Below are 16,463 nucleotides of genomic sequence, written 5' to 3'. Positions count from 1 at the left end.
GGCCCGGCCGTCGCGGGCACATGGCAGGATGAGCGCATGCCCGAGATGCCCGAGGTTCAGGGGCTCGTCGACTTCCTCCGCGAGCGGCTCACCGGCGTGCGCATCGAGCGCGCCACGGTCGCGAACATCGCGGCGCTGAAGACGTACGACCCGCCGATCGACGCGCTGAAGGACGCCGAGATCACGGGGGCCGAACGCCACGGCAAGTTCATCGACCTCGCCACGACCGGCCCGCACCTGGTGTTCCACCTCGCCAAGGCGGGGTGGCTGCGCTGGTACGACGAGCTGCCGAAGACCGTGATCCGCCCCGGCAAGACACCGATCGCGCTGCGCGTGGCGCTCGCCGACGGCGCGGGCTTCGACCTGACCGAGGCGGGCACGAAGAAGTCGCTCGCCGTCTACGTCGTGCGCGAGCCCGCCGACGTGCCCGGCATCGCCCGGCTCGGCCCCGACCCGCTCGACCCGTCCTTCTCGCGCGACGTGTTCGCGTCCCTCATCGAGGGCCGGCGCACGCAGATCAAAGGCGTGCTGCGCGACCAGGCGATCATCGCCGGCGTCGGCAACGCCTACTCCGACGAGATCCTCCACGCGGCGAAGATGTCGCCGTACGCGCTCGCGTCCTCACTGTCGGACGCCGACATCACGCGCCTCTTCGACGCGATGACGCAGACGCTGACGGATGCCGTCGCCGAGGCGTCCGGCAAGCCGCCGGCCGAGCTGAAAGACGCCAAGCGCCGCGGCATGCAGGTGCACGGCCGGCGAGGCGAGACCTGCCCCGTGTGCGACGACGAGGTGCGCAGCGTGTTCTTCGCCGACAACTCGCTCGAGTACTGTCCGACCTGCCAGACCGGCGGCAAGATCCTCGCGGACCGCCGCCTCTCGCGCCTGCTGAAGTAGGCGCCGACGCGCCGGGACCCCGCGGCGCCCGTCGAGGCCTCAGCCGAACGGCGGCGTCTCGGTGGTGCCCATGAGCACGCGGGCGTCGTCGTCGACCCAGTCCAGCGACTTCGACACGGCCTTGCGCCACTGCCGGAATCGCCGCTCGCGCTCGTCCTGCGCCATCCGCGGCTCGAAGCGGACGTCCTCCTGCCAGTGGGCGCGCAGCTCGTCGAGGTCGCGCCAGACCCCCGTCGCCAGGCCCGCGGCGTACGCGGCGCCGAGCGCCGTGGTCTCGACGACCTTCGGGCGCACCACCGGGATGCCGAGGATGTCGGCCTGGAACTGCATCAGCAGGTCGTTGCGCGTCATGCCGCCGTCCACGCGGAGCTCGTCGAGCGTCCGTCCTGTGTCGGCGACGACCGCCTCGATGACATCGCGGGTCTGGAAGGCCGTCGACTCGAGGGCGGCCCGCGCGATGTGCCCCTTGTTGACGTAGCGTGTGAGGCCGACGAGCGCGCCGCGTGCGTCGGGGCGCCAGTACGGCGCGAAAAGCCCCGAGAACGCCGGCACGAAGTACGCTCCGCCGTTGTCGTCGACGGTCGAGGCGAGCGTCTCGACCTCCTCCGAGCGCTGGATGATGCCGAGGTTGTCGCGCAGCCACTGGACCAGCGAGCCGGTCACGGCGATCGAGCCCTCCAGCGCATAGCGCGCGGGCTCGTCGCCGATCCGGTAGCCGACGGTGGTGATGAGCCCGCTGCCGGAGCGGATGATCTCGGTCCCGGTGTTGACGAGCAGGAAGTTGCCCGTGCCGTACGTGTTCTTCGACTCTCCCGCGTCGAACGCCGCCTGCCCGAAGGTCGCCGCCTGCTGGTCGCCGAGGATCCCGGCGATCGGGGCGCCGTGGAGGACCTCCGGCAGCAGCGATTCGCCGACGACCTCCGATGAGGAGCGGATGGCCGGCATCATCGCCCGCGGGATGCGCCAGGTCGCCAGCAGCTCGTCGGACCAGTCGAGGGTGCGCAGGTCCATCAGGAGCGTCCGCGAGGCGTTGGTGACGTCGGTGACGTGGATGCCGCCGCGCGCGCCGCCGGTGAGGTTCCACACCACCCACGTGTCGGGCGTGCCGAACAGCAGGTCGCCCGCCTCCGCGGCCGCGCGCGCGCCGGGCACGTGGTCGAGGATCCACGCCACTTTCGACGCCGAGAAGTAGGTCGCCAGCGGCAGACCGGTGGTGTCGGCGAATCGGTCGCCCCCGCCGTCGCGCGACATCTCGTCGATGCGCGGCTGCGTGCGGGTGTCCTGCCAGACGAGGGCGTTGTGCACGGGCCGGCCGGTGCGCTTCTCCCACACGACGGCGGTCTCGCGCTGGTTGGTCACGCCGATCGCCGCGACCTCGGACGCGCCGATCCCGGCGCGCGAGAGGCACGAGGCCACCACCCATTCGGTGTTCGTCCAGATCTCGACCGGATCGTGCTCGACCCAGCCCGCGCGGGGGAAGATCTGCTCGTGCTCGCGCTGCGAGACGGCGACGACCGCGCCGCCGGAGTCGAACACGATCGCGCGCGTCGAGGTCGTGCCCTGATCGATGGACAGCACGTGGCCGGGCAACCTCGTCTCCTTCCTCGGCGGGCGGCAGTGCCCGCGACGGCGCCCTCGGGCGCGGTGCGGTCAGGCTATCGTGCCGACGCCGGGGACCACGTCGGGTCGGCGGCGTGGACCCGCTCGAGAGCACGGGCGATCTCGAGGGAGACGCGGTCCGCATCCCACCCGAGCACCGGCGCGACGGCGTCGGCGACCTCGGCCACCGCGTCGGGCGTCGCACCGCCGGTGAAGGCGATGCTCGTGCGGCGCAGGAGCAGGTCGTCGAGGTGCGCGACGTCCTCGGTCGCCGCGAGGTGCCGCAGCTCGCCCGAGCTGTAGGAGGGCGCGTGGTCCAGGAGTGCGTCGTCCGGGTCCTGCGCGATGGCCTCGACGACGGATGCCGCGACCGTGCCGTAGCGGTCCAGCAGCGTCGCCACGCGCGCGGCGGGGACGTCCACGGCGTGCGAGGCGATCCACTGCTGCCGCGCGCGCTCGGTGACGGGGTAGCCCCGGCCGCCGCCGATCGGCAGGCCGCGGGTGGAGCGACGGCGGGGCTGGGCGAGCAGCTCGAGGGCGCGGTCGGCGAGGTCCTCGGCCGAGGCGCGGAAGGTCGTCCACTTGCCGCCGACGAGGCTCAGGACCGTGGCGTCCCCTCCCACGAGCGGGGCGGACTCGATGCGATAGTCCCGCGAGACGAAGCCGGGCGAGAGCTCGCCGTGGCCCGGCAGCGGCCGCACGCCCGAGAACCGGTAGACGATCTGCGAGCGCTGCACCGGCACGGTGGGCAGCACCTGCCCGATGAGGTCGATGAAGTAGTCGACCTCGGCCTCGGTGCACACGACCGGGTCGCCCATCTCGTGCTCGAGATCGGTGGTGCCGACCAGCACGCGACCCTTCAGGGGGTAGATGAGGACGATGCGGCCGTCCTCGTTCTCGAAGAACAGCTCCCGGCCGCCCGTCGCAGCGAGCAGCTCGGGGTGGTCGAGCACGATGTGCGAGCCCTTGGTGCCGCCCATGTAGCGTGTCGGGTCGCCCAGGGCCAGGTTCGTCAGATCCGTCCACGGTCCGCTGGCGTTGACGACGACGGATGCCGCGAACCGCGTCTCCTCCCCGCTCAGCGCGTCGCGCAGCACGACCCGTCCGCGGTCGACCCCCACCGCCGCGGTGTGGTTGGCAGCGCGCGCGCGCTCGCCGCCGGCGATGCGGCCGTCGCGCAGGACGTCGATCGCCAGGCGCTCGGGGTCGTGGAGGGAGGCATCCCAGTAGGTGGCGGTGTACTTCACGTCGGGGTTCAGCTGAGGGAGCTGCGCGAGCGAGCGCTTGCGGCCGTGGAACGTGTGGCGTGGCACGGTGCCGCGCCCGAACAGACCTCCGCCACGGGAGAAGGAGTCGTAGATGACCAGCCCGATCTTGATGAGCGCGGCGCCGCGCTCTCGGTGCTTTCCGCCGCCGTGGCGGAGGAAGCGCAGCGGAGCGGAGAGGACGCCGGAGAAGGTGGAGAAGATCGGGATGGTCGTCTGCAGCGGGCGCACGTAGTGCGGTGCGGTCTTGAGCAGCGCGTTGCGCTCGGTGACCGCCTCGTGCACGAGACGGAACTCGCCGTTCTCGAGGTAGCGGATGCCGCCGTGGATCATGTGGGACGAGGCCGCGGAGGCGCCGCTGACGAAGTCGTCCTTCTCGACGAGCGCGACGTCCACGCCCTGGATGGCGAGGTCGCGGAAGGTGGCGAGGCCGTTGATGCCGCCCCCGATGATCAGCACGTCGGCATACGGACGCGCCGAAAGTGCCTCGAATCCTCGCTCCGAACCCGCCGTCATCGCCGGCCCCCTCTCGTGTCGCTGGTGACCATGATGACACCTCTGGACGTCCTTGCAGGCCATATGCACATACGTGCACAATGGGCGGATGGAGCAGATCGGCGACGCCCGGACGGTGCAGCGGGCCCTCACCGCCGCGCACCTCTATTACGTGCAGGACCGCACGATGGAGGCGATCGCCCGCGAGCTCGGCACGTCGCGTTCGACGGTGTCGCGTCTGCTGACCCATGCGCGCGCCGCGGGCATCGTCGACATCCGCATCCGGTCTCCCTTCGCCGCCCCGGAGGGGCTCGAGGAGCGCCTGGCCGAACGGTTCGGCATCGCGGCCGACGTCGTCCCGGTGCCCGAGGAGGCCACCGAGGTCGACCGCCTCCAGCGCGTCGCGATCGCCGCCGCCCACATCGTCGCCGACCTCGTCCAGGACGACATGACAGTGGGTGTCGCGTGGGGGTCGACGACCGCCGCGGTGAGCCGGCATCTGGTGCCCAAGCCGGTCCACGGCGCGACGTTCGTGCAGCTCAACGGCTCGGGCAACACGCACACGACCGGCCTCCTGTACGCCAGCGAGATCCTCAGCCGCTTCGCCGCGGCGTACGACGGCAGCGCGCAGCAGTTCCCGGTGCCGGCGTTCTTCGACGACCCGGCGACGAAGCGGGCGATGTGGCGGGAGCGCAGCACCCGCCGGATCCTCGACATGCAGACGTCGATGGACCTCGTCGTCTTCAGCACCGGCTCGGCGGGCTCGCAGGTGCCCAGCCACGTGTACAGCGGCGGCTACCTCGAGGCGGGCGAGCTCGACGAGCTCGCCGACGAGGGCGTGGTCGGCGACGTCGCGACGGTCTTCTACCGCGCCGACGGCTCGAGCGACGGCATCACGCTCAACGCCCGCGCGACGGGCCCGAGCCTCGACCTGCTGCGGCGGATCCCCCGGCGCCTGTGCATCGTCTCGGGCGTCTCGAAGCTCGCGAGCCTGCGCGGGGCGCTGGCCGCGCGCATCGCCACCGACCTGGTCGTGGACGAGGCCACCGCGCGCGCGCTGCTGGAGTGACGGCCGCATGCCGCGCCCGCCTCGCGACGAAGTACATGCGAAGACATGGAATGAATGAACGGATGCCGCGTTGACTACACTCGTGAGCATCAACGTGCTCCGGGGTCGGTGAGAATCCGAACCGGCGGTGACAGTCCGCGAGCCGAGGCATCAGCATCCGATCGGATGCCGCCACGGCCGATCCGGTGGAACTCCGGAACCGACGGTGATGCGACGGGTATCCGTCGCTAGTCCGGATGGGAGGCAGCACGAGCGGCGCCCTGCGCGCCGCGGCTTCCCGTGCCCCGGAGCGTCGTAGACGACGACGAGACGAGGGGCCGGATGGCAAGCGCAGCGGAACACGACGCGATGCGTCGCGCGCTGGAGCTCGCCGTGCGCGGCCCGCGGGGCGTGAACCCGCAGGTCGGTGCCGTGCTGCTCTCGCCCGACGGCGAGATCCTCGCCGAGGGCTGGCACCGCGGCGCCGGGACGCCGCACGCCGAGGTCGATGCCCTGTCGCAGCTGGCGCCGGGGGCAGCCCGCGGTGCGACCGCCGTCGTCACCCTCGAACCCTGCAACCACACCGGACGCACCGGCCCGTGCGCCCAGGCGCTCATCGCCGCCGGGGTCGCCCGCGTGGTGTACGCCGTCGCCGACCCCGGCGACCACTCCTCCGGCGGCGCCGACCGGCTCCGCGCTGCCGGCGTGGACGTCGAGTCCGGCCTGTTCGCGCCGGAGGCGGCCGCGCTGCTCGACGCGTGGCTCACGGTGCAGCGCCTCGGTCGCCCGCACGTGACGGTGAAGTGGGCCCAGAGCCTCGACGGGCGGGCTGCGGCATCCGACGGCACCAGCCAGTGGATCACCGGACCGGTGGCGCGCGCCGACGTCCACGTTCGCCGGGCGCAGGCGGACGCGATCGTGGCCGGCACCGGCACGGTCCTCGCCGACGACCCGGCCCTCACCGCGCGCGCCGAGGACGGCTCGCTCCTGTCGCGACAGCCTGTCCCCGTCGTCGTGGGCGCCCGCGCGGTGCCCGAGACCGCGGCGCTGCGCCGGCACCCGCACGCATTCCTGCAGTTCCCCGGCGACCCCGCGTCCGGCGGCCTCCCGGCGCTGCTCGAAGACCTCCGCCGTCGCGGCGTGCAGCGCGTGTTCGTCGAGGGCGGGCCCTCCGTCGCCGCCTCCTTCCTTCGCGACGGGCTCGCCGACGAGCTCCTCGTGTACGTCGCCCCCGTGCTGCTCGGCGGCGACCGCCTCGCGCTCCAGGACATCGGCGTGACAACGATCACCGAGGCGCGACGCCTGGCCGTGGCATCCGTCACCCCCCTCGGCGATGATCTGCTCATCGTCGCCCGCCCGTCGTCGGAAGGAGACGAGTGATGTTCACCGGAATCGTCGAGGAGATCGGCGAGATCGCCGCCGTCGAGCCGTCGGGCGACGGCGTGCGCGTGATGGTCACCGCCCCGAAGGCGGTGTCGGATGCCGCGCACGGCGACTCGATCTCGGTCAGCGGCGTGTGCCTCACCGTCGTCGACCAGGGCGCGGACTGGTTCACCGCGGACGTGATGAAGCAGACCCTGGACATGTCGACCCTCGCCGGGGTCGCAGCGGGACGCCGCGTGAACCTCGAGCGCGCCACGGCCGTGCACGGACGACTGGGCGGGCACATCGTGCAGGGTCACATCGACGGCACCGGCGAGGTTCTCGAGGTGCGCCCCGGCGCGCAGTGGCAGGTGCTGCGCATCTCGCTGCCGGCACCGCTCGCGCCCCTTGTCGTCGACAAGGGCTCGATCGCCGTCGACGGCGTCTCGCTCACGGTCAGCGCCGCCAGCCCCGCCTCCCCCGGCGACGGGTGGTTCGAGGTCTCGCTCATTCCCGAGACCCTCGCCGCGACGACCCTCGGCGCCCGGGTGCCGGGCGACCGCGTCAACCTCGAGACCGACATCCTGGCGCGGCACGTGCAGCGCCTCCTCTCCTTCGCCTCCGCGGCCCCGGCCGCCTCAGCAGCCTCCGCGGCGACGTCCGCACCCACGGAAGGAGGCTCCGCATGAGCCTTTCCACGATCCCCGAGGCCCTGGCGGCGCTGCGCGCCGGCCGGCCGGTCATCGTCGCCGACGATGAGAACCGCGAGAACGAGGGCGACGTCGTGCTGTCGGCACAGCTCGCGACGCCCGAGTGGGTCGCCTGGACCGTCCGCTGGACCAGCGGCTTCCTGTGCGCCCCGATGCCCGCCGACTGGGCCGACCGTCTCGACCTCCCCCCGATGGTGGAGGTCAACGAGGACGCCCGCGGCACCGCGTACACCGTCAGCGTCGACGCGGCCGACCGCTCGTCGACGGGCATCAGCGCATCCGACCGCGCGCACACGCTCAACGTGCTCGCCGACCCCGAGTCGACGCCTGCCAGCCTCATCCGTCCCGGCCACATCCTGCCCCTGCGCGCCGTCGACGGCGGCGTCCGCGAGCGGGCCGGCCACACCGAGGCCGCGGTGGAGCTCATGCGCCTCGCCGAGCTCACGCCGGTCGGCGTCATCGGCGAGGTCGTGGCCGACGACGGCAGCATGATGCGACTGCCGGGTCTCCAGGAGCTCGGCGCCGAGCACGACATCCCGGTGATCACGATCGAGCAGCTCATCGCCCACCTCGACGAGACGGCGCCGTGCGACCCGGCGACCCACGGCGCGCACAAGCGCCGCGTGAGCCTGCGCGCCGAGGCGCGCGTGCCCACCTCGCACGGCGACTTCCGTTTCCTCGCGTACAAGGACCGCGTCACCGGCACCGACCACATCGCGGTCGTCTCGGGCGAGCTCTCCGACGCGCCGCTGGTGCGCGTGCACTCCGAGTGCCTGACCGGCGAAGCCTTCGGGTCGCTCAAGTGCGAGTGCGGCCCCCAGCTCGATGCGGCGCTGGACGCCATCGAGCAGGACGGCGGGGTCGTCATCTACATGCGCGGCCACGAGGGGCGCGGCATCGGGCTCATCAACAAGCTGCGCGCGTACTCGCTGCAGGAGCGCGGACTCGACACCGTCGATGCGAACCTGGCGCTCGGCCTCCCGGCCGATGCGCGCGACTACGCGGCGGCGGCGGGGATCCTCACCGACCTCGGCATCGAGAAGGTGCGCCTGCTGACCAACAACACCGACAAGGTGGCGCAGCTGCGAGCCCTCGGACTCGACATCGTCGAGCAGGTTCCGCTGCTCGTGGGCGTCGGCCCGAACAACCACCAGTACCTCGCGACCAAGCGCGACCGCATGGGCCACATCATCGCCGAGGCGGATCTCGCCGACGCGCTGGCCCAGATGCACGAAGGAGCAGAGCGATGAGCGGCAAGGGCGCTCCCCAGGCCACCGACCGGATCGACGGCGCGGGGCTGGACGTGGTCGTCGTCGCCGGCACGTGGCACGACACGATCACCGACGGCCTCATCGCCGGCGCCGAGCGCGCCCTCGAGGCATCGGGCGCCTCCTGGCGCCTCGTCCGCGTGCCGGGCTCGTTCGAGCTGCCGGTCGTCGCGAAGGCGGCGCTGGACGCCGGCGCCGATGCGGCGGTCGCGCTGGGGGTGATCATCCGCGGTGGTACGCCTCACTTCGACTTCGTCTCGAACGCGGCCACCGACGGCCTCACGCGCGTGGCGCTGGACACCGGCAAGCCGGTGGGCTTCGGTGTGCTCACGCTCGACGACGAGGCGCAGGGCATCGACCGCGCCGGACTCGAGGGGTCGAAGGAGGACAAGGGGTACGAGGCGGCGGACGCCGCGCTGCGCACCGCGCTCGTGCTGCGGGAGCTCCGCCAGGCTCGGTGACCGGGTGGCGCGGGCCTCGCCGCGCCGCCGCGATCGGCCCTGGAGGCGAGGCAACCTTCAGGTAGGCTGATGGCATGGAAATCCTCCGCCACGTCGTCGTGCTCGTCCACCTCGTCGGCTTCGCCATCCTCTTCGGAGCCTGGGTCGTCGAACTGGTCAACGGGAAGCACCACATCACGCGTCTCATGCACTGGGGTCTCGGCATCGCGGGTGTCGCCGGCCTCATCCTCGCCGCCCCCTCGGGAATCGAGTACGACCTCAATTACGCCAAGATCGGCGTGAAGCTGGTCATCCTCCTGATCATCGGCGCGCTGCTGGGCATCGGCGCCGGCCGCCAGCGCAAGTCCGGCTCGGTGCCGCCGGCGATCTTCTGGTCGATCGGCATCCTCACCTTCGCCAACGCCGCGATCGCGGTGCTCTGGCGCTGATCCAGCGGGAACGAGCGGATGCCGCGACCCCGCGTCGCGGCATCCGCAGCCGGGGGTAGACTCGATCCTCGTGCCGGGCGACCCCGCCCGTGCTCACGGTGATCCAGTGCAGTGCCGCCTGACGCATCACCCTGCGCCGTGCGGACGCCCACCGCCGCATCCGACCCGGATGCTTCGCTCCGCACTCCCCCAGGTGACAATGACTTCCCGCACGTCCGCCGCCACGCCCGCGGCCCCCGCCAATCCCCGTTCCCGCGTCATCACCGCGAGCCTCGTCGGCACGACGATCGAGTTCTACGACTTCTACGTCTACGCGACCGCCGCCGTCCTGGTCTTCCCCATCCTCTTCTTCCCCACCGGCAACGACACCACGTCGCTCCTGCTCTCGTTCAGCGTGTTCGGCGCCGCCATGATCGCCCGACCGCTCGGCGCGGTGGTGTTCGGCCACTTCGGCGACCGCTTCGGGCGCAAGGCGACCCTCGTCGCCTCGCTCCTCACGATGGGCATCGCGACCTTCCTGATCGGATGCCTCCCGACCTTCAACGAGATCGGCGTGTGGGCGGCCGTATTGCTGCTGGTGCTCCGCCTCGCCCAGGGCTTCGCGCTCGGCGGCGAGTGGTCGGGCGCGGCGCTCGTCGCGACCGAGAACGCCCCGAAGGGCAAGCGCGCCTGGTACGGCACGTTCCCGCAGCTGGGTGCCCCGCTGGGCTTCATCATCGCCAACTCGGTGTTCCTCGCGATCAACTACCTGCTCCCGCACCCGGACGGCGCAGGACAGCGCTCGGACGACTTCCTCGCGTGGGGATGGCGCGTGCCGTTCCTGTTCTCGGCGGTCATGGTGATCATCGGCCTGTGGGTGCGCCTGCGCCTCGTCGAGTCCGACACCTTCGTCAAGGCGGAGGCCAAGGGCGCGATCCGCAAGTTCCCGCTGGCGACGGTCCTGCGTCACCACTGGTGGCACCTGATCCTCGGCACGTTCATCATGCTGGCGACGTACGTGCTGTTCTACCTGATGACGAACTTCACCCTCTCGTACGGCACGAAGGCGGCGGACCTCGAGACGGCATCGGCCGCCGCGCAGGCGGCCGCCGAGGCCGCGGGCAACCCGTTCGACGCCGACGCCTTCGCGGCGCAGTTCTACCCGGGTCTGGGCTTCGGCTACACCGACTTCGTGCTGATGCAGATCATCGGCGTGGTGTTCTTCGGCATCTTCACGCTGCTGTCCGGTCCGATCGCCGACGCGATCGGCCGCCGCCGCCTGCTGCTGTGGGTGACGGGTCTGATCATCGTGTTCGGCCTCACCTTCAACATCTTCCTGCTCCCGCAGGCCGACCCGAAGTTCACCGGAGCCCTCACGCAGGCGTTCCTCGTCTTCGGGTTCATGCTGATGGGCTCCACGTTCGGGCCGATGGGCGCCGTGCTGCCGGAGCTGTTCCCGACCAACGTCCGGTACTCGGGATCGGCCATCTCGTACAACGTGTCGTCGATCCTCGGGGCGGCCCTCGCGCCGATCGTCGCGGTCTGGCTGTGGGCGTCCGCCGGCGGCAGCCCCGTGCTGGTCGGGGTGTACCTGTCGGCGATGGCGGTGCTGACGTTCATCGCGCTGCTCCTCGCGCCCGAGACGAAGGACGTCGACTACGACGCCGACCTGGGCGTCGGTGCGACCGGTTCGCTCTAGCGATATCGCGCCGGACGAGCGGATGCCCCGACCCGGCCGGGTCGGGGCATCCGTCGTCTGTGACCTCAGTCCAGGAACAGCGCGCGCAGCCGCTTCGTGGTGAAGACCAGGCCCACGGCGATCATGACGACGTAGTACAGGACGTGCCACCACATGTCGGGCGTGAGGATGCCGGTGGTGAGGCCGCGGACCAGCTCGACACCGTGCCACAGCGGGAAGGCCATGATGATGCCCTGGATCCACTCGGGGTAGATGGTGATGGGGTACAGCGTCGCCGAGAAGAGGAACATCGGCAGCAGCACGAAGTTGATCCAGTCCATCTGCTGGAAGGTCTTCATGTAGCTGGTGACCGCCATGCCGAGGCTGGCGAAACCGAAGGCGATGAGCAGCACCGCCGGCAGCGCGAGGATCGCGGTCCAGGCCAGATTCAGCCCGAGCAGCTGCATGATCACCATGAAGCCGGTGGCGTAGAGCAGGCCGCGCAGCAGCGCGTAGAGGATCTCGCCGAGCGCCACGTCGAGCGGCCCCATGGAGGTCGCCAGCATCCCCTCGTAGAGCTTGCCGTAGTTGAGCTTGAAGAAGACGTTCCACGTCGAGTCGTAGATGGCGCCGTTCATCGCCGACACCGCCAGGAGCGCCGGGGCGATGAAGGCCGCGTAGGGCACCTCGACGCCGCTGGAGGTCTGGACATCGCCGATGAGGGCACCGAGCCCGATGCCCATCGAGGCGAGGTAGAACACGGGCTCGAAGAAGCCCGAGAGCACGACGGCCCAGCTCGACGAGCGGGCGGCGAGGAGCCCGCGCTGCACCACGGCCTGCGGGTTGCCCGCCCACAGCGCCCGCACGCCGCCACGGCGGACCTGCGCCTGCGTCTCCTCCGGTCCGGAGGACTGTCGGACGGCGGTCATTCGGCCAGCCTCCTGCCGAACAGACGCCTGCCGACGAGGTAGCCGCCGATGGACAGCACGAGCAGGTAGCCGACGTGCACGACGATCATGAAGGGTTCGGCGGGTTTGCCGTAGGTGACGATGCGGCCGAGCTCGGTGGCGTGCCAGAGGGGCGAGACCCATCCGATCCACTGCAGCCACAGCGGAAGCGTGGCCAGCGGATAGAACGTGCCCGAGAACAGGAACATGGGCATGAAGATGAAGCGCTGGACCAGCGCGATCTGCCCTTTGTCCTCCGTGATCGAGGCGGCGTACGCCATGTACGGGATCCCGAACGCGAGCCCCGCGAGCAGGCCGATGGGGATGGTGAGCCAGCCGGTCGCCGGGTCGGGCACGGCGCCGAAGATCCAGAGGAAGGCGTAGTAGGCGACGACGACGAAGATGATGCGCGCAGAGGCGCCGGCGACCACACCGCCGGCGATCTGACCGGGGGAGAGCGCCGAGGCGCTGAAGCCGAAGAAGTAGCGCCGCCACTTGAAGCCGGCCATCACCGGGTAGGAGAACTCCTCGGACGCGACCGAGATCGCGGCGGTCATGAGAAGGGCGGGGGCGACGAACACGAGGTACGACACCTCCACGCCGTTCTCGACGATCGGCGCGTCGATGAGCGCCGCGAGCCCCACCGCCAGCCCGAGGAGGTAGAGGATCGGCTGGCCCAGCGCGCCGACGATGATCGTCCAGCCGTAGGCGCGCATGGCACGCACCATGTGCTCGGTGACGTACCAGGTGCCGAACATGCGGGGCTTGCGCCCCCACTGCAGCGCCTCGGCACGCAGCTCGTCGAGCGACGGCGCCGCGGTCGTCGCGGCGGCGCCGGCGTCTTCGGGTCGCGCGGTCATTCGATCAGCGACCTTCCGGTCAGGCGCAGGAAGACGTCCTCGAGGCTCGAGCGGCGCACGAGGCTCGTGATCGGGCGGAGACCGCGGTGCGTGACGGCCTCGAGGGCCTCTTCGCCGTTGCGCGCGTAGACGAGCACGCGGTCGGGCAGCACCTCGACGCGGTCGCCGATGCCCTCGAGCAGCGGCGCGACCTGCTCGTTGCGGTCGGAGCCGAACCGCACCTCGAGCACCTCGCGGCTGGAGTGGTCGCGGATGAGTGACGCCGGCGTGCCCTCGGCCATGATGCGGCCCTTGTCCACGACGATGAGGCGGTCGCACAGCTGCTCGGCCTCGTCCATGTAGTGCGTCGTCAGCACGAGCGTCGTGCCGCGCTCCTTGAGGCGGAACAGCCGGTCCCACAGCACGTGCCGCGCCTGCGGGTCCAGGCCCGTGGTCGGCTCGTCGAGGAGCAGGATGCGCGGGTCGTTGATGAGGCCGCGGGCGATCGTCAGCCGTCGCTTCATCCCGCCCGAGAGCTGGTCGACCTTCGACTTGGCCTTGTCTTCCAGCGCGGCGAAGGCCAGCAGCTCGTCGGCCTTCTCGGCGCACACCCGGCCGGGCAGGCCGAAGTAGCGGCCGTAGATGTAGAGGTTCTCGCGCGCGTTGAGCTCGCCGTCGAGGTTGTCCTGCTGGGGCACGACGCCGAGGCGCGAGCGGATCTCCGGCCCGTAGCGGTCGGGGTCGAGCCCGAGGATCTCGAGGTCGCCGGCGGTGCGGGTCGAGACGGCGCCGATCATCTTCATCGTCGTCGACTTGCCTGCGCCGTTCGGGCCGAGCAGGCCGAACGACTCGCCGGGCGCGACCTCGAACGAGAGGCCGTCGACGGCGAGGAAGTCGGGCTTGCCCTTGACCTTGTAGGCCTTGACGAGGTTCGCAGCTTCGATCACGGGGGCGGGCACCGGACCACCCTAACGCCCCGCTCCGACACCGACCAGCGCCGTCATGCGCCCACGGCGCTCCCCCGCCCGCACCCTTCCTCGATCGAGTTGGTTGGCGGCTGCAGCGTCAACGCGAGTTGACGGCGCCGCGGCGTGTCAACTATGGTTGACGACGGATGCCGCGGCCTGCGGCATCCGTGATCCGACAGCTCATCGACCGATGGGCGGCCCGCACGAGAGGCGCACGATGAGCGGCGACGACCTGAGCACCCTGATCGGGGCGGCCGGCGCGCGCGAACCCCTGGCCGAGCTGCACCGCCTCGCCGAGGTGCGCCGCGAGCTCGCCCGCGCCGAAGAGGTGCAGGTGCGCAAGGCCCGCAACCTCGGCTTCTCGTGGCAGGCGATCGCGAGCGCCCTGGGCGTGAGCCGACAGGCCGTCCACAAGAAGTACGGTCGAAGGTAAGCCCTTTTCACGAACGAGGTACACCCATGCCCTCCGCCGAACTCGACGAAGCCCCCGCCGTCGCACCGCCCACGGCGTCCCCCTCCCCTCGCGCGCCGCGCGGCCGCTCGCGCCGCGGCAAGCAGGACGACGGCCCCCGTGCCTCGTTCGGGCAGCTGCTCCCCTACCTCTTCGAGCACAAGCGCACCCTCGCCGTCGTGGTGATGCTCAGCATCCTGAGCGCCGCCGCGTCCCTCGTGCAGCCGCTTCTGGTCGGCCAGGTCATCACGCGCGTGCAGGAGGGGCTCGACCTGGGCCTGCTGGTCTGGGCGCTCGTCGGCTTCGTCCTCCTGGCCTCGCTCATCTCGGGGTGGCAGCACTACCTGCTGCAGCGCACGGGCACGGCCGTCGTCTACTCGAGCCGCCGCCGGCTCATCGCGCGCATCCTGCACCTGCCCGTCAGAGAGTTCGACGCGCGCCGCACCGGCGACCTCGTCTCGCGCGTCGGCAGCGACACGACACTCCTCTACTCAGCGCTCACGCAGGGGCTCGCAGACTCGATCGGCAACGCGCTGCTGTTCGTCGGCGCGCTCGTCGCCATGGCGATCATCGACCCGGTGCTGCTCGCGATCATCGTGGTCGTGATCGGCATCTCGGTGCTCGGCGTCACCGCACTGAGCGGCCGCATCCGCACCGCCTCGACCGAGCAGCAGGAGAAGGTCGGCGCGCTCGCGTCGGGCGTCGAGCGCGCCGTCGGATCGATCCGCACCGTCCGCGCGTCCGGCGCGACCGCGCGTGAGATCGACGCGGTCACCGCGCAGGCGACGGATGCCTACACCGTCGGCGTGCGCATCGCGAAGGTGTCGGCGCTGGTGGTGCCCATCGCCAGCGTCGCACTGCAGGTGTCGCTTCTGGTGGTCATCGGCCTCGGCGGCTTCCGCGTCGCGACCGGCGCGCTGTCGATCGCGAGCCTCGTGACGTTCATCATGTTCCTGTTCATGCTGATCGCACCGCTGGGCTCGTTCTTCGGCGCCATCACGTCGGTGAGCCAGGCGCTCGGCGCCCTCGGCCGCATCCAGGAGGTGCTCGACCTTCCCACCGAGTCGCAGGACGACGCCGCCATCGCGGCACGGGCCCTCCGACAGGCTCAGGGACCGGACCCGGTCGCTGAGCGTGCCGAAGCGCCGGCCATCGAGTTCCGCGACGTGCGGTTCCGATACCCCGAGAACGTCGTCGAGGCGCGCCGCAAGGCCGAGTCCGAGGCGCGGGCGGTGCTCGAGAGCGCTCACGTCGACACCTCGGCGATCGCGCTCGGCGACGAGTCCGTCTCCGGCAGCACGGACGGACGGACGGATGCCGCTGCATCCGTCTCGGGCGATGCCGAGGTGCTGCGGGGGGTGTCGTTCTCGGTCCCGCGCGGCGCGCGCGTCGCGCTCGTCGGCCCTTCGGGTGCGGGCAAGAGCACGACCCTCGCGCTCATCGAGCGCTTCTACGACCCCACCGGCGGCGCGATCCTGCTCGACGGCACGGACGTGCGCACGCTCGACCGCGTCGAGCTGCGCGCGCAGCTCGGCTACGTCGAACAGGACGCCCCGACCCTGGCCGGGACGATCGGCGACAACCTTCGGCTGGCCTCGCCCGAGGCATCCGATTCCGAATGCGAGGCCGTGCTGCGCGCCGTGAATCTCGGCGAGGTGCTCGATCGCAACCCGCTCGGCGTCGACGCGCCCGTGGGCGAGTCGGGCGTCATGCTCTCGGGCGGCGAGCGCCAGCGCCTGGCGATCGCCCGGGCGCTGCTGGCCGCTCCCCCGATCCTGCTGCTCGACGAGTCGACCTCGTCGCTCGACGGGCTGAATGAGCAGCGCATGCGCGAGGCGATCGACGCCGTCGCGGCCGGCCGCACGCTCATCGTGATCGCGCACCGCCTGTCGACCGTCGTCGACAGCGACCACATCGTCGTCATGGAGCACGGCCGGGTGGTCGGCCAGGGCACGCACTCCGAGCTCGTGCAGTCGACGCCGCTGTACCGCGAGCTGGCCAAGCACCAGCTGCTCGTCTGACGCGGCGCCCGTGATGAGGCGCCCGGACCCTCTGCGAAGAAGAGGGG

General features: G+C 71.4%; 15 protein-coding genes and 1 riboswitch. Of the genes, 10 read left to right on the top strand and 5 right to left on the bottom strand.

Annotated elements, in window-relative coordinates:
• The first annotated feature begins 36 nt into the window (after positions 1 to 36).
• Positions 37 to 897 carry an Fpg/Nei family DNA glycosylase gene (locus ACWGUG_RS15480; protein ID WP_452325206.1) on the top strand — a complete coding sequence of 287 codons (861 nt, stop codon included), beginning with the start codon at positions 37 to 39 and terminating at the stop codon, positions 895 to 897.
• Between the two features lie 39 nt (positions 898 to 936).
• Here ACWGUG_RS15480 and glpK read toward each other — a convergent pair whose 3' ends face one another.
• Both glpK and ACWGUG_RS15470 read right to left on the bottom strand, forming a co-directional pair.
• A complete protein-coding gene (gene glpK, locus ACWGUG_RS15475) occupies positions 937 to 2,487 on the bottom strand; it encodes a glycerol kinase GlpK (protein ID WP_452325205.1) in 1,551 nt (516 codons plus the stop codon).
• A 65-nt stretch (positions 2,488 to 2,552) separates the two neighbouring features.
• Positions 2,553 to 4,277 (bottom strand): FAD-dependent oxidoreductase, encoded by a 1,725-nt coding sequence (locus tag ACWGUG_RS15470; RefSeq protein ID WP_452325204.1) that lies wholly within the window; start codon positions 4,275 to 4,277, stop codon positions 2,553 to 2,555.
• 88 nt (positions 4,278 to 4,365) lie between these two features.
• Here ACWGUG_RS15470 and ACWGUG_RS15465 point away from each other — a divergent pair, with 88 nt between their 5' ends.
• The 7 genes from ACWGUG_RS15465 to ACWGUG_RS15435 all read left to right on the top strand — a co-directional run bounded on the left by ACWGUG_RS15465 (position 4,366) and on the right by ACWGUG_RS15435 (position 11,211).
• Complete coding sequence (locus tag ACWGUG_RS15465) at positions 4,366 to 5,325, top strand: sugar-binding transcriptional regulator (protein ID WP_378882377.1); 960 nt, start codon at positions 4,366 to 4,368, stop codon at positions 5,323 to 5,325.
• A 91-nt stretch (positions 5,326 to 5,416) separates the two neighbouring features.
• Positions 5,417 to 5,578: riboswitch (FMN riboswitch) on the top strand.
• A 68-nt stretch (positions 5,579 to 5,646) separates the two neighbouring features.
• Positions 5,647 to 6,684, top strand: coding sequence for a bifunctional diaminohydroxyphosphoribosylaminopyrimidine deaminase/5-amino-6-(5-phosphoribosylamino)uracil reductase RibD (ribD, locus tag ACWGUG_RS15460; RefSeq protein ID WP_378882374.1), 1,038 nt, complete (start codon positions 5,647 to 5,649; stop codon positions 6,682 to 6,684).
• Positions 6,684 to 7,355, top strand: coding sequence for a riboflavin synthase (locus tag ACWGUG_RS15455; RefSeq protein ID WP_452325203.1), 672 nt, complete (start codon positions 6,684 to 6,686; stop codon positions 7,353 to 7,355). Before ribD ends, ACWGUG_RS15455 begins: the two co-directional genes overlap by 1 nt.
• On the top strand, positions 7,352 to 8,626 hold the full coding sequence (ribA, locus tag ACWGUG_RS15450) for a GTP cyclohydrolase II (protein WP_336398387.1): 1,275 nt from the start codon (positions 7,352 to 7,354) through the stop codon (positions 8,624 to 8,626). Before ACWGUG_RS15455 ends, ribA begins: the two co-directional genes overlap by 4 nt.
• Positions 8,623 to 9,105: a 6,7-dimethyl-8-ribityllumazine synthase gene (gene ribH, locus ACWGUG_RS15445; RefSeq protein WP_336398386.1), complete on the top strand. Its 483-nt coding sequence runs from the start codon at positions 8,623 to 8,625 to the stop codon at positions 9,103 to 9,105. Before ribA ends, ribH begins: the two co-directional genes overlap by 4 nt.
• A 74-nt stretch (positions 9,106 to 9,179) precedes the next feature.
• Positions 9,180 to 9,533 (top strand): Fe-S protein, encoded by a 354-nt coding sequence (locus ACWGUG_RS15440; RefSeq protein ID WP_452325202.1) that lies wholly within the window; start codon positions 9,180 to 9,182, stop codon positions 9,531 to 9,533.
• 199 nt (positions 9,534 to 9,732) lie between these two features.
• Positions 9,733 to 11,211, top strand: coding sequence for an MFS transporter (locus ACWGUG_RS15435; RefSeq protein ID WP_336398384.1), 1,479 nt, complete (start codon positions 9,733 to 9,735; stop codon positions 11,209 to 11,211).
• A gap of 65 nt (positions 11,212 to 11,276) precedes the next feature.
• On the opposite strand, the gene ACWGUG_RS15430 is transcribed toward ACWGUG_RS15435, so the two are convergent.
• Genes ACWGUG_RS15430 through ACWGUG_RS15420 form a run of 3 tightly spaced genes read right to left on the bottom strand, consistent with a single transcriptional unit; the run spans position 11,277 to position 13,935 of the window.
• Complete coding sequence (locus tag ACWGUG_RS15430) at positions 11,277 to 12,119, bottom strand: ABC transporter permease (RefSeq protein WP_336398383.1); 843 nt, start codon at positions 12,117 to 12,119, stop codon at positions 11,277 to 11,279.
• The gene (locus ACWGUG_RS15425; protein ID WP_336398382.1) at positions 12,116 to 12,997 is read right to left on the bottom strand and encodes an ABC transporter permease; all 882 of its coding nucleotides are present in this window, start codon (positions 12,995 to 12,997) and stop codon (positions 12,116 to 12,118) included. Before ACWGUG_RS15425 ends, ACWGUG_RS15430 begins: the two co-directional genes overlap by 4 nt.
• Entirely contained in the window at positions 12,994 to 13,935 is a 942-nt protein-coding gene (locus ACWGUG_RS15420; RefSeq protein ID WP_336398381.1) for an ABC transporter ATP-binding protein, read from the bottom strand. The genes ACWGUG_RS15425 and ACWGUG_RS15420 overlap by 4 nt, the downstream gene beginning before the upstream one ends.
• Positions 13,936 to 14,161: 226 nt before the next feature.
• On the opposite strand from ACWGUG_RS15420, the gene ACWGUG_RS15415 reads away from it, so the two are divergent.
• Together ACWGUG_RS15415 and ACWGUG_RS15410 are read left to right on the top strand one after the other, a co-directional pair.
• Positions 14,162 to 14,377, top strand: coding sequence for an AsnC family protein (locus tag ACWGUG_RS15415; RefSeq protein WP_336398380.1), 216 nt, complete (start codon positions 14,162 to 14,164; stop codon positions 14,375 to 14,377).
• A 26-nt stretch (positions 14,378 to 14,403) separates the two neighbouring features.
• A complete protein-coding gene (locus ACWGUG_RS15410) occupies positions 14,404 to 16,416 on the top strand; it encodes an ABC transporter ATP-binding protein (protein WP_452325201.1) in 2,013 nt (670 codons plus the stop codon).
• Positions 16,417 to 16,463 lie beyond the last annotated feature (47 nt).

The organism is Microbacterium sp. NPDC055455 (assembly GCF_053619935.1).
This window is presented reverse-complemented; position numbering and strand designations above follow the sequence as displayed.